Source organism: Citrobacter sp. RHBSTW-00017, from assembly GCF_013797615.1.
Taxonomy (GTDB): domain Bacteria; phylum Pseudomonadota; class Gammaproteobacteria; order Enterobacterales; family Enterobacteriaceae; genus Citrobacter; species Citrobacter braakii.
In genome coordinates this window covers 313768-335811 of the sequence record NZ_CP056899.1, presented here as the reverse complement: position 1 = coordinate 335811, position 22044 = coordinate 313768, and the positions used below count along the sequence as shown (strand labels likewise).

Annotated in this window: 18 protein-coding genes and 2 pseudogenes; 6 read left to right on the top strand and 14 right to left on the bottom strand. The window is 53.9% G+C overall.

Features of this window, described 5'->3' with window-relative positions; translation table 11 throughout:
* Window positions 1-5: 5 nt before the first annotated feature.
* The 3 genes from glgX to asd all read right to left on the bottom strand — a co-directional run bounded on the left by glgX (window position 6) and on the right by asd (window position 5636).
* Window positions 6-1982: a glycogen debranching protein GlgX gene (glgX, locus tag HV037_RS01535; protein WP_103283364.1), complete on the bottom strand. Its 1977-nt coding sequence runs from the start codon at window positions 1980-1982 to the stop codon at window positions 6-8.
* Window positions 1982-4165, bottom strand: coding sequence for a 1,4-alpha-glucan branching enzyme (gene glgB / locus HV037_RS01530; RefSeq protein ID WP_016154817.1), 2184 nt, complete (start codon window positions 4163-4165; stop codon window positions 1982-1984). Before glgB ends, glgX begins: the two co-directional genes overlap by 1 nt.
* A 364-nt stretch (window positions 4166-4529) precedes the next feature.
* Window positions 4530-5636 carry an aspartate-semialdehyde dehydrogenase gene (asd, locus tag HV037_RS01525; RefSeq protein ID WP_016154818.1) on the bottom strand — a complete coding sequence of 369 codons (1107 nt, stop codon included), beginning with the start codon at window positions 5634-5636 and terminating at the stop codon, window positions 4530-4532.
* Between the two features lie 191 nt (window positions 5637-5827).
* Here asd and yhgN point away from each other — a divergent pair, with 191 nt between their 5' ends.
* Window positions 5828-6421, top strand: a complete 594-nt coding sequence (gene yhgN, locus HV037_RS01520) for an NAAT family transporter YhgN (RefSeq protein WP_003023480.1) — start codon at window positions 5828-5830, stop codon at window positions 6419-6421.
* A gap of 486 nt (window positions 6422-6907) precedes the next feature.
* Window positions 6908-7354: a hypothetical protein gene (locus HV037_RS01515; protein ID WP_016157653.1), complete on the top strand. Its 447-nt coding sequence runs from the start codon at window positions 6908-6910 to the stop codon at window positions 7352-7354.
* Window positions 7355-7448: 94 nt separating this feature from the next.
* Here HV037_RS01515 and gntU read toward each other — a convergent pair whose 3' ends face one another.
* From gntU to HV037_RS01490, 5 genes are all read right to left on the bottom strand, one after another.
* A complete protein-coding gene (gntU, locus tag HV037_RS01510; protein ID WP_016154820.1) occupies window positions 7449-8789 on the bottom strand; it encodes a gluconate transporter in 1341 nt (446 codons plus the stop codon).
* A complete protein-coding gene (gene gntK / locus HV037_RS01505) occupies window positions 8789-9319 on the bottom strand; it encodes a gluconokinase (protein ID WP_003023475.1) in 531 nt (176 codons plus the stop codon). The genes gntU and gntK overlap by 1 nt, the downstream gene beginning before the upstream one ends.
* Window positions 9320-9460: 141 nt before the next feature.
* On the bottom strand, window positions 9461-10456 hold the full coding sequence (gntR, locus tag HV037_RS01500; RefSeq protein WP_016157654.1) for a gluconate operon transcriptional repressor GntR: 996 nt from the start codon (window positions 10454-10456) through the stop codon (window positions 9461-9463).
* Window positions 10457-10679: 223 nt separating this feature from the next.
* Window positions 10680-11375: a quercetin 2,3-dioxygenase gene (gene yhhW / locus HV037_RS01495; protein WP_016154822.1), complete on the bottom strand. Its 696-nt coding sequence runs from the start codon at window positions 11373-11375 to the stop codon at window positions 10680-10682.
* Between the two features lie 123 nt (window positions 11376-11498).
* Complete coding sequence (locus HV037_RS01490; protein ID WP_016157655.1) at window positions 11499-12536, bottom strand: oxidoreductase; 1038 nt, start codon at window positions 12534-12536, stop codon at window positions 11499-11501.
* A 455-nt stretch (window positions 12537-12991) separates the two neighbouring features.
* Between HV037_RS01490 and yhhY the strand changes: the two genes are divergently transcribed.
* From yhhY to HV037_RS24485, 3 genes and pseudogenes are all read left to right on the top strand, one after another.
* On the top strand, window positions 12992-13480 hold the full coding sequence (gene yhhY / locus HV037_RS01485) for an N-acetyltransferase (protein ID WP_019078130.1): 489 nt from the start codon (window positions 12992-12994) through the stop codon (window positions 13478-13480).
* Between the two features lie 46 nt (window positions 13481-13526).
* Window positions 13527-14408 (top strand): annotated as a pseudogene (locus tag HV037_RS24785) (hypothetical protein); the annotation flags it as partial.
* Window positions 14403-14514, top strand: a pseudogene (locus tag HV037_RS24485) (hypothetical protein); the annotation flags it as partial. The pseudogenes HV037_RS24785 and HV037_RS24485, both read left to right, overlap by 6 nt.
* 82 nt (window positions 14515-14596) lie before the next feature.
* On the opposite strand, the gene ggt reads toward HV037_RS24485, so the two are convergent.
* Window positions 14597-16342 carry a gamma-glutamyltransferase gene (gene ggt, locus HV037_RS01475; protein ID WP_046274514.1) on the bottom strand — a complete coding sequence of 582 codons (1746 nt, stop codon included), beginning with the start codon at window positions 16340-16342 and terminating at the stop codon, window positions 14597-14599.
* A gap of 118 nt (window positions 16343-16460) precedes the next feature.
* On the opposite strand from ggt, the gene HV037_RS01470 reads away from it, so the two are divergent.
* The gene (locus HV037_RS01470) at window positions 16461-16901 is read left to right on the top strand and encodes a DUF2756 family protein (protein ID WP_016157658.1); all 441 of its coding nucleotides are present in this window, start codon (window positions 16461-16463) and stop codon (window positions 16899-16901) included.
* On the opposite strand, the gene ugpQ is transcribed toward HV037_RS01470, so the two are convergent.
* The 5 genes from ugpQ to ugpB form a co-directional block, all read right to left on the bottom strand.
* A complete protein-coding gene (gene ugpQ / locus HV037_RS01465; protein WP_019078127.1) occupies window positions 16898-17641 on the bottom strand; it encodes a glycerophosphodiester phosphodiesterase in 744 nt (247 codons plus the stop codon). The genes HV037_RS01470 and ugpQ overlap by 4 nt on opposite strands.
* Entirely contained in the window at window positions 17638-18708 is a 1071-nt protein-coding gene (locus HV037_RS01460; RefSeq protein ID WP_103283363.1) for a sn-glycerol-3-phosphate import ATP-binding protein UgpC, read from the bottom strand. Before HV037_RS01460 ends, ugpQ begins: the two co-directional genes overlap by 4 nt.
* 2 nt (window positions 18709-18710) lie before the next feature.
* A complete protein-coding gene (gene ugpE / locus HV037_RS01455) occupies window positions 18711-19556 on the bottom strand; it encodes a sn-glycerol-3-phosphate ABC transporter permease UgpE (RefSeq protein WP_003023450.1) in 846 nt (281 codons plus the stop codon).
* Window positions 19553-20440: a sn-glycerol-3-phosphate ABC transporter permease UgpA gene (ugpA, locus tag HV037_RS01450; RefSeq protein ID WP_016154830.1), complete on the bottom strand. Its 888-nt coding sequence runs from the start codon at window positions 20438-20440 to the stop codon at window positions 19553-19555. Before ugpA ends, ugpE begins: the two co-directional genes overlap by 4 nt.
* A gap of 112 nt (window positions 20441-20552) precedes the next feature.
* Window positions 20553-21869, bottom strand: coding sequence for a sn-glycerol-3-phosphate ABC transporter substrate-binding protein UgpB (ugpB, locus tag HV037_RS01445; protein WP_103283362.1), 1317 nt, complete (start codon window positions 21867-21869; stop codon window positions 20553-20555).
* Window positions 21870-22044: the final 175 nt, after the last annotated feature.

Below are 22044 nucleotides of genomic sequence, written 5' to 3'. Positions count from 1 at the left end.
CCTTTTTATCTTCTCTGGAACACACACAGTCCGTGCGCAGGTCCCTGCCAGACCGCCGTAAGCACCGGATTATCCTCTCCGGCAAATGGGGGAATGGCGTGCCATTCCCCTTCAGGTAAAACGATATCTGTCACCTCAAGCGTGGCGTTTATTGCAATCAGGAAACGATCTGAAAGCAGGATTTGCATCTGCCTCGGGCCGTTATGCCACTCATCCGCACTTAAGGGTTGTGCGTACTTATTCAGCCAACGAACATTGCCATCGCCCTCTTCCCACCAGCAATCGCCTGTTAATGCAGGTATTTGCCGGCGCAGATGAATCAACGCGGCGGTAAATGTGGTTAGCCCACTGTTTGCCTGCTGCCAGTCCAGCCAGGTTAAGGCGTTATCCTGGCAGTAAGCGTTATTATTACCGTGCTGGCTATGACCATGCTCATCACCCGCCAGCAGCATCGGCGTCCCCTGGGAGAGCAACAGCGTGGTTAACAGCGCATGAATGCTGTCGCGCCGCCGCTCACTCAGGTCCAGCGAGCCGCCTAATCCTTCTTTACCATGATTGTCACTGTAGTTATTGCTAGTGCCGTCGCGATTTTCCTCACCATTCGCTTCATTGTGCTTATTTGTGAAGCAAACGCAGTCGCGTAGCGTAAAACCGTCATGCGCGGTCACCAGATTGACCGTGGCGCTGGGATTGCGGCCCGGGCGTTTAAACACGTCGCTGGATGCGGCAAAACGTCCGGCAAACTCGCCCAACGAAAGATTACGCTGGAGCCAAAAACGTCGCGTTGCATCGCGGAAATGGTCATTCCACTCGGCAAACGGCGGGGGGAAATTCCCCACCTGATACCCGCCTTCACCAATATCCCACGGTTCCGCAATCAGCTTGGCGCGTGAGAGCAGCGGACAGTTTTGGATCGCGGTAAACAGCGGAGCATCCTGACGAAACTCAGGCGTACGCCCCATGACGGAAGCCAAATCAAAACGAAAACCATCCACATGGCAGGTTTCAACCCAGTAGCGCAGGCACTCGCATGCGTATTCCACAACGCCAGGATGGCTCAGATTGATGGTGTTCCCACAACCGGTCCAGTTGTAGTAATCGCCATCATCTCTGATCCAATAATAGCTACGGTTATCAATTCCGCGCAGCGAGAAGACAGGTCCTTCGAGATCCAGCTCGGCGCTGTGGTTCAAAACGATGTCGAGAATGACCTCAATACCCGCTTTGTGCAGCGCTTTTACCGCGTCGCGAAACTCATCAAGCGCACTCTCCGGCGAGCTGGCATAGGCCGGATGCAGCGCGTACATCGCCACCGGGTTGTAGCCCCAGTAGTTTGACAGGCCCAGCCGCTGAAGCCGCGGTTCGCTGGCGAAATGCGCCACCGGTAACAGCTCCAGCGCGGTAATGCCGAGGCGCTTGAAATAGTCGAGCATCACCGGATGACCCAGCGCTTTGTAGGTCCCGCGAATTTCTTCCGGCAGGTCAGGATGCAAATACGTCAGCCCTTTGACATGCGCTTCGTAAATTACGGTATTGCCCCACGGCGTGCGCGGCGGGGCATCATCCTCCCAGTCATAATGGTCGGACACCACCACGCCCTTCAGCGCGATGGCGGCATTATCATGATGATCCGGTTCATTCAGCCCACCGTGCAGCAGTGGGTTATCTTTTAACTCGCCATCCACCCGACGCGCGCAAGGGTCAAGCAGCAGTTTCGCCGGATTAAACCGGTGGCCCTGCTGCGGTTGCCACGGACCATGTACGCGATAGCCATAGTGTAGACCGGGACGGGCGTTGGCCAGATAGCCGTGCCAGACATCGCCGCTACGCCCCGGCAGGTCGTAGCGGAGTTCGCAGCCTTGCTCATCGAATACGCATAATTCAACGCGTTCAGCGTGGGCCGAAAAGAGGGTGAAATTGACGCCATGGCCGTCATACGTTGCACCATGGGGGGTGGCGTTGCCGGTTGCCAGTTGCGTCATTATCCCTCCCGCACCAGCCAGATCGTTGCCAGCGGTGGCAACGTCAGGCTCAGTGAATGCTGACGACCATGACTGGCGATTTCATCGCTGTGCACCGCGCCGCCGTTACCGGTATTGCTACCGTGATAATGCATCGAATCGGTATTGAGGATCTCGCGCCATTTGCCCGGCTGATTGATACCGAAGCGATAGCCGTGGCGAGGCACTGGCGTAAAGTTGCTGATAACGATGATTTCATTACCGACTTTGTCACGACGAACGAAAGCCAGCACCGAACGTTCTTTGTCATCCACCACCAGCCACTCGAAGCCATAGGCGTCAAAATCAAGCTCGTGCAGCGCTTTGTGATGACGATAAGTAAGGTTCAGATCGCGCACCAAACGCTGTACGCCGTGGTGCCAGTTATCGCCGCCTTCCAGCAGATGCCAGTCGAGGCTGGCGTCGTGATTCCATTCACGCCCCTGAGCAAACTCGTTGCCCATAAACAGCAGTTTCTTACCCGGGAAGGCCCACATCCAGCCGTAGTAGGCGCGCAGGTTGGCAAACTTCTGCCATGCGTCCCCCGGCATGCGATCGAGAATTGATTTTTTACCGTGTACCACTTCATCGTGCGACAGCGGCAGGACAAAGTTTTCGGTGTAGTTGTACAGCATGCCGAAGGTCAGCTTATCGTGATGGAACTGACGATGAACCGGATCCAACTTCATGTAGTCCAGCGTGTCGTGCATCCAGCCGAGGTTCCACTTATACCAGAACCCTAAACCGCCCATATCCTGTGGCCTTGAAACGCCGGCAAAGTCGGTGGACTCTTCCGCCATGCTCACGGCCCCCGGCACCTGCTCGCCAAGAATACGGTTGGTATTACGTAAAAACTCAATGGCTTCGAGGTTTTCACGACCGCCAAATTCGTTCGGGACCCACTCCCCTTCTTTACGGCTGTAGTCGCGATAAATCATCGACGCCACGGCATCTACGCGCAGCGCATCGATACCAAAACGTTCAATCCAGTACAGGGCATTGCCCACCAGATAGTTACTGACTTCACGGCGACCGTAGTTGTAGATCAGCGTGTTCCAGTCCTGGTGATACCCTTCGCGCGGGTCGCTATGCTCATACAGATTGGTGCCATCAAACTCTGCCAGACCAAAGTCGTCCGACGGGAAATGGCCCGGCACCCAGTCGAGAATGACGTTCAGTCCGGCCTGATGCGCGGCATTCACAAAATAGCGGAAATCATCACGCGTCCCGAAACGACGGGTCGGCGCATACATACCGGTAGGTTGGTAGCCCCAGCTACCGTCGAACGGATGCTCATTAATCGGCAACAGTTCGAGATGGGTAAAGCCCATCCACTTGACGTAAGGCACCAGTTGATCCGCCAGTTCGCGGTAGCTCAGCCAGAAGTTGTTATCGGTATGACGACGCCATGAGCCCAGGTGCACTTCATAGATAGAGATCGGCGCGTCAAACTGGTTGGCTTTTTTTCGCTCCTCGCTTTGCACCACTTTTTCCGGTAGACCGCAGATAAGCGACGCGGTTTCCGGGCGCATTTGCGCTTCGAAGGCGTAAGGGTCCGCTTTGATTCGCAGCTTACCGTTCGCATCGATCATCTCGTATTTATACAGTTGACCATGCTGCGCGCCGGGGATAAACAGCTCCCAGATACCGCTTTCTTTGCGCAGGCGCATCGGGTGGCGACGTCCATCCCAGTAGTTGAACTGCCCAACCACTGAAACGCGTTGAGCGTTAGGCGCCCAGACGGAGAAGCGCGTACCGGTTACGCCATCCATGGTATCCGCATGCGCGCCCAGCGTTTCGTAAGGTCGCAGGTGCGTACCTTCAGATAACAGCCAGGCATCCATATCCTGGATCAGCGGGCCAAAACGATAAGGGTCATCAATCAGATTTTCCTGTCCATGCCAGACAACAGCTAACTGATAGCGAAAGAAATTTTTACGGCGGGGAAGTACAGCACAGAAAAAACCGCGAGAGTCGAGGCAGTCCAGCTTGCCGACTTTGCGTCCGGTTTTGGGTTCGATCACCCACACTTCGGTGGCGTCAGGTAATAGGGCGCGGACTTCAAGTCCAGCGTCAGTTTGGTGCATACCGAGTACGGAAAAAGGATCCGCAAAATGGCCTGCAATTAGCGCATTAATCACGTCTCTATCGATACGAACGGACATGGTTGTCATCCTGTTTTATGGTGTCACGCCTTCCAACTGATCTTCGACATCAGGTAGTGACACTTTTTTTGACCTGAACGGCGCAGCACAATTGTGCATCCTCTCTGCGTCGTCCCACCTTCAGGCAACAACTTAATACCTCCGGTACTAAGTCACCCTTAAAGAATAGCCAATGCTTTATCTTACTCCTGGTAAAAAATGAAACATCTGCGCTTACTCCTGTATTACGCAAAAAAATGGGTGACTCAGCACCCATTGTTAAAACACGCAATCCCTCTGCCGGAGAGCCGTATTGACTGATCCGGCCAGGTGGTTCGCGTCGTTTGTAGGCCTGATAAACGTGGCGTCATCAGGCCGTCCCACATTACGCCAACTGACGCAGCATACGGCGCAATGGCTCCGCAGCACCCCACAGCAACTGGTCGCCCACGGTAAAGGCTGACAGGAACTCCGGTCCCATATTCAGCTTACGCAGACGGCCTACTGGCGTGGTCAGCGTGCCGGTAACGGCCGCCGGGGTTAACTCACGCATGGTGATATCCCGATCGTTTGGCACGACTTTGGCCCACGGATTGTGCGCTGCCAGCAGTTCTTCCACGGTCGGAATAGACACATCTTTTTTCAGTTTAATGGTGAACGCCTGGCTGTGGCAGCGCAGCGCACCGACGCGCACGCACAGACCATCAACCGGGATCACGGAAGAGGTGTTAAGAATTTTGTTGGTTTCAGCCTGTCCCTTCCACTCTTCGCGGCTCTGACCGTTATCAAGTTGTTTGTCGATCCACGGAATCAGGCTACCGGCCAACGGTACGCCAAAGTTATCAACCGGCAGTTCACCGCTGCGGGACAGGGTCGTCACTTTACGTTCGATATCGAGAATAGCAGAGGAAGGGGTTGCCAGTTCATCGGCCACATGGCCATACAGATGACCCATCTGGGACAGCAGTTCGCGCATATGGCGCGCGCCGCCGCCGGAGGCCGCCTGATAGGTCGCCACAGAAACCCAGTCAACCAGGTCATTGGCAAACAGGCCACCGAGGGACATCAGCATCAGGCTAACGGTACAGTTACCGCCGACAAAGGTCTTAATACCTTTGTTCAGGCCGTCAGTGATGACATCCTGGTTAACCGGATCGAGAATGATGATGGCATCGTCTTTCATACGCAGCGAAGAGGCCGCGTCAATCCAGTAACCCTGCCAACCGCTTTCACGAAGCTTTGGATAGATTTCGTTGGTATAATCGCCGCCCTGACAGGTCACGATGATATCGAGCGCCTTCAGCGCATCCAGATCAAAAGCGTCCTGAAGCGTGCCGGTCGTGGTTCCACCGAATGTCGGTGCCGCCTGCCCGAGCTGGGAAGTAGAAAAGAAAACAGGGCGAATGGCGTCGAAGTCACGCTCCTCAACCATGCGTTGCATGAGAACAGAGCCGACCATACCGCGCCAGCCGATAAAACCAACATTTTTCATAGCGTTTTTTTCCTGCAGAGATGTGTGCTGTGTATGCTAACCAGTATCCTACTGGCCTATCCTTCACCATACAAAAAGCAGCCAAAGTCGCAAGTGAAATTAATCAATGATAGCGAAGCCATCAGTAATGCGACTTATCCCGCTGCGCAAGCAAGCAGAAAGTCCGCAGTAATTATCAGGGAATTTGAGTTATGAATGAAATCATTTCAGCGGCAGTTTTATTGATCCTTATTATGGATCCGCTCGGAAATCTGCCCATTTTCATGTCCGTATTGAAACATACCGAACCAAAACGCCGCCGCGCGATTATGATTCGCGAGCTGTTCATTGCGCTGTTGGTGATGCTGATATTCCTGTTTGCTGGCGAGAAAATACTGGCATTTCTTAACCTGCGCGCGGAAACCGTTTCGATCTCCGGGGGCATCATTTTGTTCCTGATCGCCATTAAGATGATTTTCCCCAGCGCCACCGGGAATAGCACCGGGCTTCCGGCAGGCGAAGAGCCGTTTATCGTGCCGCTGGCGATTCCGCTGGTAGCGGGTCCAACAATCCTGGCTTCATTAATGCTGTTATCACATCAGTATCCGAACCAGATGGGGCATCTGGTGATTGCGCTGCTGATCGCCTGGGGCGGTACTTTTGTGATTTTGCTGCAGTCTTCGCTGTTTTTACGCCTGCTGGGCGAGAAAGGGGTGAACGCACTGGAGCGCCTGATGGGGCTGATTCTGGTGATGATGGCTACCCAGATGTTCCTCGACGGCGTAAGGATGTGGATGAAGGGGTAATCTCTCCTTTTTGGCTCAGATAGCATGTTACCCGGAAAAGAGTTCCGTTCACGTTATGCTCATTACTTCTCTGAGATCTCGTCACCAGTGAACGTGTTAAGGGGGCTACGCAGCCCCCTTAACAATCCTGGCTCTCCGGCACCGCTGTAATTTCAGGTATTCCTTACACTTTTAACTCGCTGAAAAAACGTATTTTCATTTCTGCGAGGTGCCTTCCGGAATGCCCTCTTGTCAGCATCGCGGATTGGCATTATCTTCTCGCTGCACCTGCAAAATCAGGTGCCAGGATTGGTCCCCTGATTACCTCATTCGCGATAAAATTCACTTTTGTCGTGCGACCAGCTACACCTCAATGGTGGGCTGGACGGTGGCGTCGTAAGACGCGCCGGTATCCAATGAGGCCGGTAGGACCAACTCCGTTCAGCCCGCCACCAAAAGGTTGGTCCCTTAGGTGGCGGTAAAATTTGACTCATTGGAGGCTGCCCTATGGCGACTACCCCTCTCTTTTCACACTCTTTATTTACCCTGCCCTTTAGCCATGCCACGGATTTCACCGAACTGGCGGATAACTGCGAGCGTTTTGTCGAAGGGCTGGTTGAATGCCATGACCCGGTTGAAAAACTGGCGATTTGTGCACGTCTGTCGGCCTGTCTCGCGTTATTGCAACCGACCTTAACGGAGCCTGTACCGCAGCATCTGCAAGCGAGCCTGACGGTAGAAACATTCCCGACCCGTTTTCCCCTTTTCGAGCCGGAACCAGACCAGATGGGGCGCTACTGTCAGTTATTAACGCACCTGCTGATGAGTAAAACGCTGTCTGACGAGATGGAACGAGTGGCAGGTGACTTACTGCAGGATCTGGTGGGCTATTTCGCCGATACGCTAAAAGCGCCGCGCTGGCTGAAAACAGAAGAAGGGCTGGTCGTGCTATAAAAAAGCCGGGTAGCGCTTGCGCTTACCCGGCCTACGGTGTGGATGTGTGCTCGTTTCCAGGCCCGGTAAGCGCAAGCGCCACCGGGCAATGCCATCAGCTCAACAGCTGAAAGGCAATCATACCGACAATCGCACCGACCGTGCCGAGAATAGTTTCCATCATCGTCCAGGTCTTCAGCGTTTGCGCTTCGGTCGCACCGGTAAATTTACCGAACAACCAGAAACCGGCGTCGTTAACGTGGCTGACCACGATAGAGCCGCCCGCGATACAGATAGACAGTGCCGCCATCTGGGCACCGGAGTAGTTCAGTTGCTCAATCACCGGCATCACCAGACCAACCGCCGTTAAGCAGGCCACAGTCGCGGAACCCTGAATGATACGCACCGCCGCCGCCAGCACGAAGCAGGTGATGGCAATCGGCAGGCCCATACCGGTTAACGCTTCGCCCAGCGCCGGACCGACGCCAGAATCAACCAGAACCTGTTTGAACACACCGCCCGCACCAATCACCAGCAGAATAATCCCCGCCGGCTGCAGCGCATGGCCACAGATCTCCATCACGCGGTCTTTTGGCATGCCCTGGCGTACCGCCAGACCGTAAATCGCCACCAGACAGGCAACCAGAATCGCGGTAAACGGGTGACCGATAAACTCGAACCATTCATAGGTTGTAGAACCGACCGGAACAAAGCGTGCGGCGATAGTTTTCAGCCCCACCAGAACCAGCGGCAGCAGGATAAGCGATAAGCTGAATCCAAAGGATGGCATTTTGCCTTCGCCCAGATGCGGCTCGGAAATATCTTCCGGTACGTGCAGCTCGACGTAACGGCTGATGAAATTCCCCCACAGCGGCCCGGCGATAATCATGCCCGGAATCGCGGCACACAGGCCAATCAGGATCATCCAGCCAAAGTCGGCGTGCATCTGAGAGGCCAGCAGCATCGGCGCAGGCCCAGGCAGCAGAAATGCCGCAGCAGCCGCTACGCCCGCAAACAGCGGGATCACAAGCTTAACCAGGTTTGTCCCCGTATGGCGCGCCATTGAGAATGCCACGCTAATCAACAGCACAATTGCCACCTCAAAGAATAGTGGCAGCGCACAAATCAGACCGGCCAGGCCAATCGCATAATGTGCGCGGCTGTGACCGAAGGATTTCAGCATTTTGACGGCAATCTGATCGACAGCGCCGGTCTCATGCAAAATCTTGCCGAACATCGCCCCCAGCGCCACAACAATCGCCAGGAAACCGAGCGTGCCTCCCATCCCTTTTTCCATGGTCGCCGCGATTTTATCGAGCGGCATACCGGAAAAGAGACCTGCACCAATGGATACCACCATCAAAGCAACGAAGGCGTGCATACGCGCCTTCATTACTAAAAACAGCAGTAATAAAACGGACCCTACTGCTGTTAAAACAAGCGTTAATGTACTCACTACTTACTGCCCTGGTTAATAACCTCAATGGTGCTGGCGACCACACCGTCCAGTGGTTGATCGATATCGACCACCAGTACATCGTTTTCATTCGCACCCGGTTCTTCCAGCGCTTCAAACTGGGTCACCAGCATCTGCGTTTTGAAGAAGTGGCCTTTACGCGCTTTCAGGCGGCTTTCGATAACGTCAAAATCCCCTTTCAGATAGATGAAAGAGAGGTTCGGGTTACCGTCGCGTAGCTGGTCGCGATAGACTTTTTTCAGGGCGGAACAGACGATCAGCGAAACCTTGTTGGTACGTTGCATCGCAAAGGCGGCGTCATTCAACGCCTGTAACCACGGTTTGCGGTCGTCATCGTTGAGTGGCTCACCAGAAGCCATTTTCATGATGTTGCTGCGCGGATGGAGAAAATCGCCATCAAGAAACGCGGCCTGCAGTTGATGCGCCACTTCGCTGGCGACAGCAGATTTACCGCTGCCCGATACGCCCATCAGAACGTAAACGTGGTGATCATGATTAGTCGTGCTCAAAGCGTTGCCCCCACTGGTACAAGAATCAGGAAATTGTTACGGGTAACTGTTATCGGTAACATTGTCCAGCCGGATAAATAGAGAAGCAATATCCATTCGTGCTCGAAGTGTATAAGTGTGAGCTACTTCAAACTTGTTGGCTTAAATAGATCCGCCCGGTGACAAGGTGAAACCTAAATCTAACATTTTAGGTGTAACGGCTTCACCGCGGATGCGCGCCAGCAGACGTTCTGCGCCAATGCTGCCCATGCGTTCACGCGGCGTGAGCACGCTCGCCAGACGCGGCTCCATCACCTGCCCGATGTCGTGACCGTGGAATCCGGCAATCGCCATGTCATCAGGGATTTTCAGCCCTAAACGCTGGCATTCGAAGGCCGCCCCTACCGCCAGGTCATCGTTGGTACAAAAGACACCATCGAGCTGCGGGTATTCACGCCGCGCCTGACGGATAAGTTCAATACCGGAGGAGTAGGAAGAGGACTGCTCCACCATCACGCTGTACGGCACCAGGTCGGCATCGCGCATTGCCTGCTCGTAGCCTCTCTGTTTGATGATAGTACGTTCATCAAGGCGTGCGCCAAGATAGGCAACATGACGGTGCCCGCGGGCGATGATAGCGGCTGTCATCTGACGCGCGGCTTCGAAGTTGTCGAAGCCCACGGCAATATCAAGGCATGGGGACTGGCTGTCCATCAGCTCAACCACCGGGATACCGGCAACCTCAATCATTTTCAGCGTACGGGGCGTATGGCTACGTTCGGTGAGGATCAGGCCATCAATATTCCACGACAGCATCGATTCCAGACGCTCTTGTTCCATCTCAGGCTTATAGCCGTAGTGCGCCAGCATGGTTTGATAACCATGAGCGTCAGTGACAGCCTCAATGCCGCGTAGCACTTCAGCAAAAACCTGGTTAGTAAGAGACGGTAACAGCACGCCGATAGCGCGGCTGGTGGCGTTAGAAAGGATATCAGGAGCGCGATTGGGAATATAACCCAGCTCATCAAGTGCAGCGGCAATTTTGCCCCGCAGCGCCACGGAGACCTGCTCCGGGTTACGCAAAAAGCGGCTGACCGTCATTTTGGTCACGCCCACGCGGTCGGCTACATCCTGAAGTACGGGTCTTTTCTTTTTCATCGTCCTGAAGCGTTAAAAAGGGATAGATTCCCCCAGTTTACCACGGACGTGCGTGAACCTTCGCAGAGAAAAAAAGGAGTTTTTTATTGTGAGAAATACACAAAATCATTCGAGTTACATCAAGGCGGCGACGCAGTAAATCCCCGGGAGCGTACATTAAGTACGCGACCGGGGTGAGCGAGGAAAGCCAACACAGATGCGGCTTGAAGGATGCCGTGTATTTTTATACTGGCGGCAGGTCAAACAGTAACACTTCGCTGTCGCTGTCGGCATGAATAGAAATGGCCTGTTCATCCCAGATTGCCAGACCATCGCTGGTGGTCGCTTTGGTCCCGTTAATTGTCACGTTACCTTTTACTACCTGGATCCAGACGCGGCGTTCAGCGGCAATCTGATGCACCGACTGCTCATCTTTGATCAGTGCCCAACGGTAAAGCTCCATATCCTGGTACACTTTCAGCGAGCCATCACGGGCATCCGGCGACAGCACCAGTTGTTTACCCTGAGCGGCATCAAAACGGCGCTGCTCATAGCGTGGGGTAATACCGTTTTCCTGCGGCATGATCCAAATCTGATACAGATGCAGCTTCTCAGTATTGCTCGGGTTGTACTCCGAGTGACGGATCCCCGTCCCGGCGCTCATTATCTGGAACTCACCGGCCGGAACCTGCTCTTTGTTCCCCATGCTGTCCTGATGTTCCACCGCGCCTTCCAGCACGTAAGTCAGGATTTCCATGTCTTTATGGGGATGAGTACCAAAGCCCTGACCTGCGTCGATCACGTCATCGTTAATCACGCGCAGTGCCGAGAACCCCATAAAGTTTGGGTCATAGTAATTGGCAAAAGAGAAAGTATGCCAGGAATCGAGCCAGCCATGATTAGCGTGGCCACGGTCATTAGCTTTGCGTAAGTAGATCATTGTGTTCACCCCCAGATGTTTTCGATGGAGTAAGTGTGGACTCAATCCGCCGGGGATCATAGAGGGTGAAAATTGACTCCTCTGTTCAAAAAAAATGAACAAGCCCAGAGGAGTCTGCGCAAGCTATTTGGCGAGAGTTATCGTCGCCGGAGAAGCCTGTTCAAAGGCGCGTTCGAGGAGTTCCAGGTTGGTAAGAACTTCAGATTCCTTGACGTAATTAGGCGTACCGGCTGTCAGCGTCTGGTAAAGCGCATCATAGACGCGACCATAGTCCCCCACTTCCGGCTGCACCTCTTCTTTTACCGTCAGGCCGTCATCGTTAACGTACTCCAGCATCCCAATGGAATCGTCAGCAGCGAAACCTGGCTCACCAGGCATGATATTGGCCTTCAGGCTGGTTTCCTGCTGGTCGATGCCGTACTTCACAAACGAGCCTTTGGTACCGTGAACGATAAACTTCGGATAGTCGATTTTCACCAAGTGACTGGTTTTAACAATGGCTTTCAGAGAGCCGTAGAACAGCTGCGCTTCAAAGGTATCGTCCGGATTCGCTTTGTTGCGCAGGCTGCGGATGTCATAGGCCACGCAATCGGGACGACCGAACAGCGAGATAATCTGATCCATGGTGTGTACGCCCAGACCATAGAATGCGCCGTCCTGCGGCAGTCCCGGCTTGGTTTCCGCCACGGGGCGGTAGTAATCGAAATGGCTTTCAACCTCAACAATTTCGCCGAGCTTGCCGCTCTCAATCGCTTTTTTAGCGGTGAGGAAGCAGGAATCAAAACGACGGTTCTGATATGGCGTAACGGTCAGCCCTTTGCTTTGCGCCAGTTCGAACAGTGCTTTTGCTTGCGCAAGCGTCGGCGTGAAGGGTTTCTCAACCAACACGTTTTTACCCGCTTCCAGCGCACGTTTGGCGTATTCAAAATGGCTGTCAGCATGGGTACAGACGATCACCAGCTTCACCTGCGGATCGTTTAAGATCTCGTCAAGGTCACTGGTGAAGTGAATATGTGAATATTGTGGCGCCTGCTCTTCCGGCTTGGCGTGGCGGCGAAAAATGTGCGCGACATGCCAGCTATTTTTGCGGTTGAGGACGTACGGCAAATGGTAGCGAGTGGTGCTTTTACCAAAACCAATAAATGCGCAGTGTAAGGTCATGAGACGATCCTTTCGAAGGTGATTGTCTACACCATAGCGCAAAGCGGCTGGAGACTGAATGTTGGATTCTTTGCCGGATGGCGCTTGAACTGCACCACAGGGCGACAGGATCGGCCGTCGGCGTCGCAGGCAGTTTGTTCACGGCAAGCGCGCAGGGGCCGGAGCGTACTAAATGTACGTGAGGAGCACGAGCACTTCCCGGGGACGAAATGGCAAGTAAGCCAGGCAGACACAAAACCTCAAAAAAAAGCCAGCAAAAGCTGGCTAAAGTAATACTGGAAGCAATGTGAGCAATGTCGTGCTTTCAGGTTCTCCGTAGGGGTTCCCCTGAACGCAGAGCAATAATAATCATTCTCATTCGCACTTGTCTACTTCTTTTTGCAAAAAAATGCAGTTGACGGAATTTTCTTTCTCAGCGAGTGTAAATACACAATTAACCCTGCTGGAGATAAGGAATGAGTGAGATAGTGATACGCCACGCTGAACCGAAAGATTACGACGCAATTCGTCAGATCCACGCCCAGCCGGAGGTGTACCACAACACGCTACAGGTTCCTCATCCTTCCCTTGAGATGTGGCAAGCGCGGCTAACCGAGCAAGCCGGGGTCAAACAACTGGTTGCCTGCATTGACGATATCGTCGTGGGGCATCTCTGTATTGAGGTCGCGCAACGCCCGCGCCGCAGCCATGTGGCCGATTTTGGTATCTGCGTGGATGCTCGGTGGCACAATCGCGGCGTTGCCAGCGCGTTGATTCGCACGATGATCGACATGTGCGACAACTGGCTGCGCGTCGAGCGTATTGAGCTAACGGTATTTGTTGATAATGAGCCGGCCGTGGCGGTGTATAAGAAATACGGCTTTGAAATCGAAGGCACAGGTAAGAAATACGGCCTGCGCAACGGTGAATACGTTGATGCCTACTTTATGGCGCGCGTGAAATAAAATTAAGGGCGAGTTTTATCGCCCTTCTTATTGAAAGGACGCAAGAGTGAAAAAGTACCTTCTCCTGGTGTTGCTGGCAGCACTCTCCCCTGCTTTCGCCACTACCGTACAAAATCTCGATTCCGTGCCCAGCGCTATTCAACACCCGGAAGGTAAACAGATTTTTGCTGAGCAAATGGCGGGAGCAACCCCTGCCAAAGGATTTGGCGAGCTTCCACAGGGATTATCTGAGAACGCGTGGATTGCCTGGGTTGCGCCGAATGAAGATCCTGACAACCTGATCCTCACGGGTGCCAAAGCCTGGGGCAAAGACGGCAAATATATCGGTGTCGCCTGTTTCGCCGACAATCCGGCCGACGCCGGGCAGGCAAAGAAATACGCGGATAACAACTGTCCGGAAAACTACAGCAACGGGCACGCCAATAAATTATATCTCGGCGTTTTTTCCTGGCAGAACCAACAGCTAACGCCGATTGCACGCTCGGAAAAACCATTAAACCAACTCTCTGAGTGGAATAAAACCGCCGAAAAAGAGAGCGATGATGAGTCCGTCAGACCGCTGGCCTATTATACAAAACTGGATCTGGCACCGTACCGGATCGCATCCGATACGCTGGCGTTTGGGGTGCGCGGTGGATACTCTGAGGCGTATTCCGGCGGCGGCGCATTTTATGAAGTGCTGGAGCTCTATGCGATCAAAGACAACAGGATAATCAACGTGTATTCCGACCTTGTTTATCAATATACGGACATCGCCGGAGAGTGGAATAAAGACGGTACAAGACAGCACGACATCAGCGAAAGTAAATATATCCTCAAAATGCGTTCGGCAAAAACGCACGAGTTTTATGATTTAGAGCGAGTAAACCTGCAGGATAAAAGCAGCCAAATATTCCGCTGGTCTGAATCGCTGCAGCGATATGCGCCATTCATCATCGATAAAAGATAGCGGCGAAATCTTTGGTTTAGGCACTGCCTGGCCGCTGGAGAAATATTTACAAGACTACGAAGAGAGCAAAACAACACGAAGCTAAGGTTACCTGGAGACAATGAATTATAATAACTGCCATTGGGCCTTCCAAACCGGCCCTCTTCCAGCGAAGAGGGCCGTTATCCTCAGTAACCCGCCGTTAAATCATCCACGGAACGCGGGTCGGACGCGCCATACAGTGCGCCATCCGGTCCAACCATAATGCTCTGCGTGCTGCCCATCGCTTCTTTCAACGCCACTTTCTGTCCTTTTTGCTCCAGCAGCTTGATTGTATCCGGGCTGAAGCCCTTCTCAATACGAAGCTCATCCGGCAACCACTGATGATGGAAGCGTGGTGCGTTGGTCGCTTCGGCGACGTTCATCCCGAAATCAATGCTGTTGACCACCATTTGCAACACAGTAGTGATAATTCGGCTCCCGCCTGGGCTGCCGGTAACCAGCCAGGTTTTCCCATCTTTTACCACGATAGTCGGCGACATAGATGACAGCGGACGCTTCTTCGGTCCGACCGCGTTGGCATCGCCGCCTACCAGACCGTATACGTTCGGTACGCCCGGCTTGGCAGAGAAGTCGTCCATTTCATTATTGAGCAGAATGCCAGTGTTACCCGCCACAATACCGGTCCCGAAGGTGGTATTCAGGGTATAGGTCACCGCCACGGCATTGCCGTCTTTATCCACCACCGAGAAGTGAGTGGTCTGATTGCTTTCATACGGGGCGAGCTTGCCAGGTTTAATCTGGCTGGAAGGCTTAGCCTTGTTGATATCAATCTGATCGGCAAGCGTTTTAGCATAGGCTTTGTTGGTCAGAGCCTGCCATGGCACTTTCACAAAATCGGGATCGCCCAGATACTCCGAGCGGTCAGCGTAGGCATATTTCTCCGCTTCAGCCATGACCTGCATGGCGTCGGCGCTGCCAAACCCGTACTTCTTCATATCAAAGTTTTCAAGAATATTGAGGATCTGCACGATGTGAATACCGCCAGAGGACGGCGGCGGCATGGAGAAGACCTGATACCCGCGATAGTCACCGCTAATCGGCGTACGCTCCACGGCTTTATAGCTGGCTAAGTCCTCTTTGGTCATCAGCCCACCGTTCTTCTGCATTTCCCCGGCGATCTGATCGGCAATAGCGCCTTTATAAAACGCATCCGGGCCGCTTTCGGCAATCATTTCCAGACTTTTCGCCAGGTTCTTTTGTACCAGCTTATCGCCTTTTTTCAGTGGCTCGCCGTCTTTCCAGAAAATGGCTTTGCTGTTCTCGTGATTAGGGAGCACTTCACTGCCATAGGTTTTCAGATCGTCGGCCAGTGCGTCATTAACCACAAAGCCCTCTTCCGCCAGCTTCATCGCCGGACGTACCACTTTGTTCAGCGGCATCGTGCCGTATTTCTCCAGCGCCAGCGAGAAACCCGCGACGGTACCCGGCGTACCGGATGCCAGATGCGACGTCAGCGACTTTTTCGCATCGGCGTTGCCCTGCTCATCAAGGAACATGTCGCGGGTCGCGCCAGCAGGGGCCATTTCGCGAAAATCAATCGCCGTGGTGTTACCGTCTTTGGTACGCAGCAGCATAAAACCGCCACCGCCCAGATTGCCCGCCTGGGGATGCGTCACCGCCAGCGCGTAGCCAACGGCCACGGCGGCATCGACAGCATTCCCACCCTGTTTAAGAATATCCACCCCCACCTGAGTGGCAAGCGCATCCACGGAGGCCACCATCCCCTGCTGCGCGCGCACGGGATGGAACACATCCTCCTCAACACCGTATGATACCGGCGGCGGTGCAGCCGGAGCGGCAGCAACGCTAAAACAACTTCCTGAGAGCAGAGCAGCAATGGCTACCCGGCGTAAAAACGTCGGTTTTATCATCGTTATTCTCCAGATGTATGGGGGTCAGCCCCCACTAAGCCTGGTGCATAACTCTGAAATAATCATCGTAACGGCGAGAAAGGAGTAAACTTAAGAGATCCCCGAGAGGAGAAAAGCGATGAAACGACTCTTACTTTTAGCCATGCTGTTGCCGTTTGCAGGCTTTGCACAGCCCATCAACACCATGAATAACCCGAATCAACCCGGTTATCAGATCCCGAGCCAGCAGCGTATGCAAACCCAAATGCAATCGCAGCAGATTCAGCAGAAAGGGATGCTCAATCAGCAGTTGCAAACGCAGACGCGTATGCAACAACAGCATATGGAAAACCAAATCAATTCCAACTCCCAGCGCGTCCTTCAGTCTCAGCCTGGAGAGTTTAATTCCAGCCAGCAGCAAATGCTGCCCAACAGCAACGGTGGAATGTTAAGTGGAACCCGTAACCCGGACAGCTCGCTGAATAAGCAACATATGCTGTCGGAGAAAAAGAACGGCGACATGCTGAAGCCCTCCAGCACGCCGCAGCCTAACGTTCCGTTAAAAACAATTGGGCCTTAACAGGGCTGGAAATCCGGACCAATCGTATCAATGGCATCGGTACAGATGCAGTCCACTCCCCAGCGTAGCAGTTCCGCCGCGCGCTGGGGTCGGTTGACGGTATACACCAGAATACGCAGTCCTGCGTCGCGCAGCGCATCCACGCGCGCTTCATCCAGCAGCTTGTGATTAAGATGAATAGAGACACAACCCAGCCGCGTTGTCAGCTCACGCCAGTCCTCGCGCCACTCATCAAGCAGTAAGCCTCTCGGCAGTTCAGGCGCCGCCTGCTGCGCCGCTGCAAGCGCGTCAATTTCAAAGGATGACAACAGCGGTGGTGTCATTCCCGCCCACAGTTCCCGAGCGGCCAGCGCTACGGCTTTGCCGGTTAACGTTCCGGTGCCGGTGGTGGGTTTAATTTCAATATTCGCCATCATACCGTGCTGACGGCAGCGCTCGGCCACTTGCGAGAGCAGCGGTAGCGGTTCGCCTTTAAACTCACCGCTAAACCAGCCACCGGCGTCCACGCGCAATAAATCCTGCCAGTTCAGCTCGCCTGCCACACCCCAACCATTGCTGGTGCGTTCCAGGTTGTCGTCATGCAGCAAGAAGATCTCACCGTCTTTCGACAATTTAGCGTCAAACTCAATCATGGTATGCCCGTATCGCGCCCCCATGTCGATCGCCGCCAGGGTGTTTTCCGGTGCCAGCTTACCGCCGCCGCGATGGGCGACGATATGGGGGTAAGGCCAGTTACTCATACGCGTTGTCCTGTTTCGCCATCAAAAAGATGCAGATGATTTTCTGGCAGATGCAGCCACAGCGTGCTGCCTGCCGTCGGGCGATGCTGATGCGCCAGTCGCACCACCAGCTTTTGCTCACCCCAACGTCCGTGTGCCAGGTTATCCGCTCCCAGCATTTCCAGCGTGTCGACGACCAACGGCACGCCGCCTTCAGCCTGCGAGCTTAGCGCAATATGCTCCGGGCGGATACCCAACGTCATGTTGCGCCCACCAGACTCCCTCGCGCTTCTGCCGAGGGGCAACGTCATGCCGTCATCCAGCTCAAAATGGGTGCCCGAGGCGCTGATGCGCCCGTCCAGCAGATTCATCGCCGGGCTGCCGATAAAACTCGCCACAAAGCGGCTGGCAGGCTTTTCATATACCTCAACCGGCGTGCCGATCTGCTCGGCAATGCCGTTGTTCATCACCATCACCCGCTGGGCGAGGGTCATCGCTTCAACCTGATCGTGCGTCACATACAGTGAGGTGGTTTTCAGTCGGCGATGCAGATGTTGTAACTCCAGACGCATCTGTACGCGCAGCTTGGCATCGAGGTTAGACAGAGGCTCATCAAACAGGAATACCGCTGGGTCACGGACAATCGCCCGCCCCATCGCCACACGCTGGCGCTGACCGCCAGAAAGCTCGCGCGGACGACGCTTGAGCAGTTCACCCAGCTCGAGAATTCGCGCCGCCTCTTTCACCCGTTCGGCAATATGCTCCTTGCCCATCCCGCGGATTTTCAGCCCCCAGGCCATATTTTCTTCCACGCTCATATGTGGGTAGAGCGCGTAGTTCTGAAAGACCATCGCAATGCCGCGATCCTTAGGCTCCATTTCGGTGACGCGTTTATTATCAATCCAGATATCGCCGCCGCTCACCCGTTCAAGCCCGGCCACCATCCGTAGCAGCGTTGACTTACCGCAGCCGGATGGGCCAACCATCACGATAAATTCTCCGTCCGCGACATCCAGTGTCAGCGGTTTAATCACCTGGGTTTTGCCGTCCCAGCTTTTGGTTACTGCCTGTAGTTTTAAACCAGCCATTTTTATTTCTCACTATCGACCAGGCCACGTACGAAGGCACGCTGCATGGCTAACACGATGATTACCGGAGGGATGAGCGTCAGCAGCATGGCTGCCATTACCTGATTCCACTGCGTGGTGCCTTCACCAGTAGCAATCATGCCTTTGATACCTGCCACCGCAGTGCCCAAATTGACATCGGTAATAATTAACAACGGCCACAAATACTGGTTCCAGCCGTAGATAAAGGTGATCACAAACAGCGCCGCCAGATTGGTTTTTGACAGCGGTAGTACAATATCGCGGAAAAAACGCATCGGTGACGCGCCGTCAATACGCGCCGCCTCAACCAGTTCATCCGGCAGGGTCATAAAAAACTGCCGGAACAGGAACGTCGCAGTCGCCGATGCCATTAACGGCAGCGTCAGACCCGCATAGCTGTCGAGCATTTTCAGGTTGGCGATCACTTCCACCGTCGGGAAAATACGCACCTCGACCGGCAGCATCAGCGTGATAAAAATCATCCAGAAGAACAGGTTACGCAGTGGAAAGCGGAACCAGACGATGGCGAATGCGGAGAGCATAGAGACGGTGATTTTCCCTACTGTAATACTGAACGCCATGATGAAACTGTTGAGCATCATCAGCCAGAACGGCGCGCTGTTAACGCCCACGCCGTTGACCCAGATGTATTTCATGTTTTCCAGCAGTTGTGTGCCGGGAACCAGCGTCATCGGCGTTTCAAAGACTGCTTTGTTATCCAGCGTCGCCGCGACAAACGCGACGTACAGCGGAAACAGGATCACCATGATCCCCATAATCAACATGGCATGGCTGAATATTGTCAGCCCACGACGATTCTCAATCATTGGTAACGCACCTTACTTTCCACATAGCGGAACTGCACCACCGTCAAAATAATGACCAGGAACATCAGCACTACCGATTGGGCGGCCGAGGCGGAGAGATCCAGCCCGACAAAGCCTTCGCGATAGATCTTATAAATCAACGTAGTGGTCGCCTGTACCGGCCCACCCGCCGTGGCGGCATCGATCACCGGGAAGGTATCAAAGAAGGCATAAACCAGATTCACCACCAGCAGAAAGAAGCTGACCGGTGCAATCAGCGGCAGCGCCAGCTTAAAGAAGCGGCGAACCGGTCCCGCACCATCAATCGCGGCGGCTTCAATCAGCGACCGCGGAATAGACTGTAGTGCGGCAAAGAAGAACAGGAAGTTGTAACTAATCTGCTTCCAGACCGACGCAAACACCACCAGAAACATCGCCTGACCGCTGTTTTGCGCATGGTTCCAGTCATAGCCAAACTCACCGAGAAAATGGGTAATCAGCCCGCGCCCTGGGTTAAACAGGAAGATCCACAATACGGCGGCGACGGCGGGCGCGACGGCGTAAGGCAACAGCATCAGCGTCTGGTAAAAACGGCTGCCGCGCACCACGTAATTCACCAGCGCCGCAAAAAATAACGACACCAGCAAACCGCTTACCGTGACTAACGTACTGAACTTAATGGTGGTCCAGAATGAATCAAGGTAGTACGGGTCATGAAACAGCGCGATAAAGTTTTCCAGTCCGACAAACTGGCTAGAAAGACCAAACGGATCAACGGATTGTAGTGAGTACCACAGCGCTTCACCGGCGGGCCAGATAAAGAAAATAACGGTGATAACCAACTGCGGGGCCACCAGCAAATAGGGAAGCCAGCGCGAGCGGAACACCGGACGGGATGAAGACATGTAGGTTCTTTTCCTGGAAGGTGCCAGATTGCGGTGCAAACACCGTATCCGGCCTACAAACTATACGCATTTGTAGGCCGGGTGAGTCGCAGCCGCCACCCGGCATTTCACATTACGATTTAGTCGATTGCTCAAAGCGGCGCAGTAACTGATTGCCACGCTCAACGGCAGCATCCAGCGCCTGCTGCGGGGTTTTCTTCCCGGTCCAGACGCTTTCCAGCTCTTCATCTACGATGGTGCGGATCTGCGGCATGTTGCCCAGACGCAGCCCTTTGGTGAACGGCAACGGTGGCTTGTTCAGCATCTGGCGGGTGGCGATATCAGCCCCAGGGTTCTTATCATAGAAGCCCTGCTCGCGGGTCAAGTCGTACGCGGCGGTGGTAATGGGCAGGTAGCCGGTCTTCTGGTGCCATTCGGCAGCAACTTCAGGCTTCGCCAGGAAGTTGAGGAACTGCGCCACACCTTCGTAGGTTGCTTTGTCTTTACCCTGCATCACCCACAGGCTGGCCCCCCCGATAATCGCGTTCTGCGGCGCGCCCTTCACATTGGCATCGTACGGCATCATGCCGACGCCATAGTTGAATTTGGCGTAGTGGCGGATGTCAGCCAGAGAACCGGAAGAGGCAGTGGTAATGGCACAATCCCCGTTATAGAACTTCTCGGTAGACTCGTCTTTACGCCCGAAGTAGCTGAAATCCCCTTTTTTGTTCAACTCTTCCAGCAGGGCGATATGTTTCACCTGTTCCGGTTTATTGAATTCCAGCACCGCGTCAGTACCGTCAAAGCCGTTGTTTTTGGTGGCTACCGGCAGACCATTCCAGGCGCTGAAGTTTTCAATCTGAATCCATCCCTGCCAGCCGCTGGCGTAGCCGCACTTCATGCCTGCTGCTTTCAGCTTCGCGGTGTATTCCGCCAGATCCTGCCAGGTTTTTGGCGGCTGCTCAGGGTCTAAACCGGCTTTTTTGAAGGCATCTTTGTTGTAGTACAGCACCGGCGTGGAGCTGTTAAACGGCTGGGAGAGTAAGTGTCCGCTTTTAGAGTCGGTGTAATAACCGGAAACCGTCGGCACGAACTGAGACTCATCGAAGTTAATACCAGCCTCTTTGAATACTTCATAGACCGGTTTAATGGCTTTCGAGGCCATCATCGTTGCCGTGCCCACTTCATAAACCTGCAGTAGCGCAGGTGCGTTTCCGGTACGGAAAGCCGCAATACCTGCGCTCAGGCTCTGCTCGTAGTTGCCTTTGTACTGCGGAACAATTTTGTAGTCGGGATTGGCGGCATTAAAACGTTGCGCCAGTGAATCAACTTCTTTACCCAGTTCACCTTCCATTGAGTGCCAGAACGGGATAGTGGTGACGGCCAGAGCCTGACCTGCAAACGCCAGGCTAAGTGCCAGTCCTAAAGCTGTATGTCGTAACGATATCATCGGTTATCTCTCTTGTTGTGCCGGATGCGCGATATCACGCGTTTTATGCTCGCGGGGGTAACATGACATGCTCGAATGACAGAAAAATAACTTTTTTATTACAAAAAAAAGATAGTAAGGCGACAAACAGATGGCAAGGCGGTGAAAGCGTAGTGACAGGAAAATGCGGGGTGGT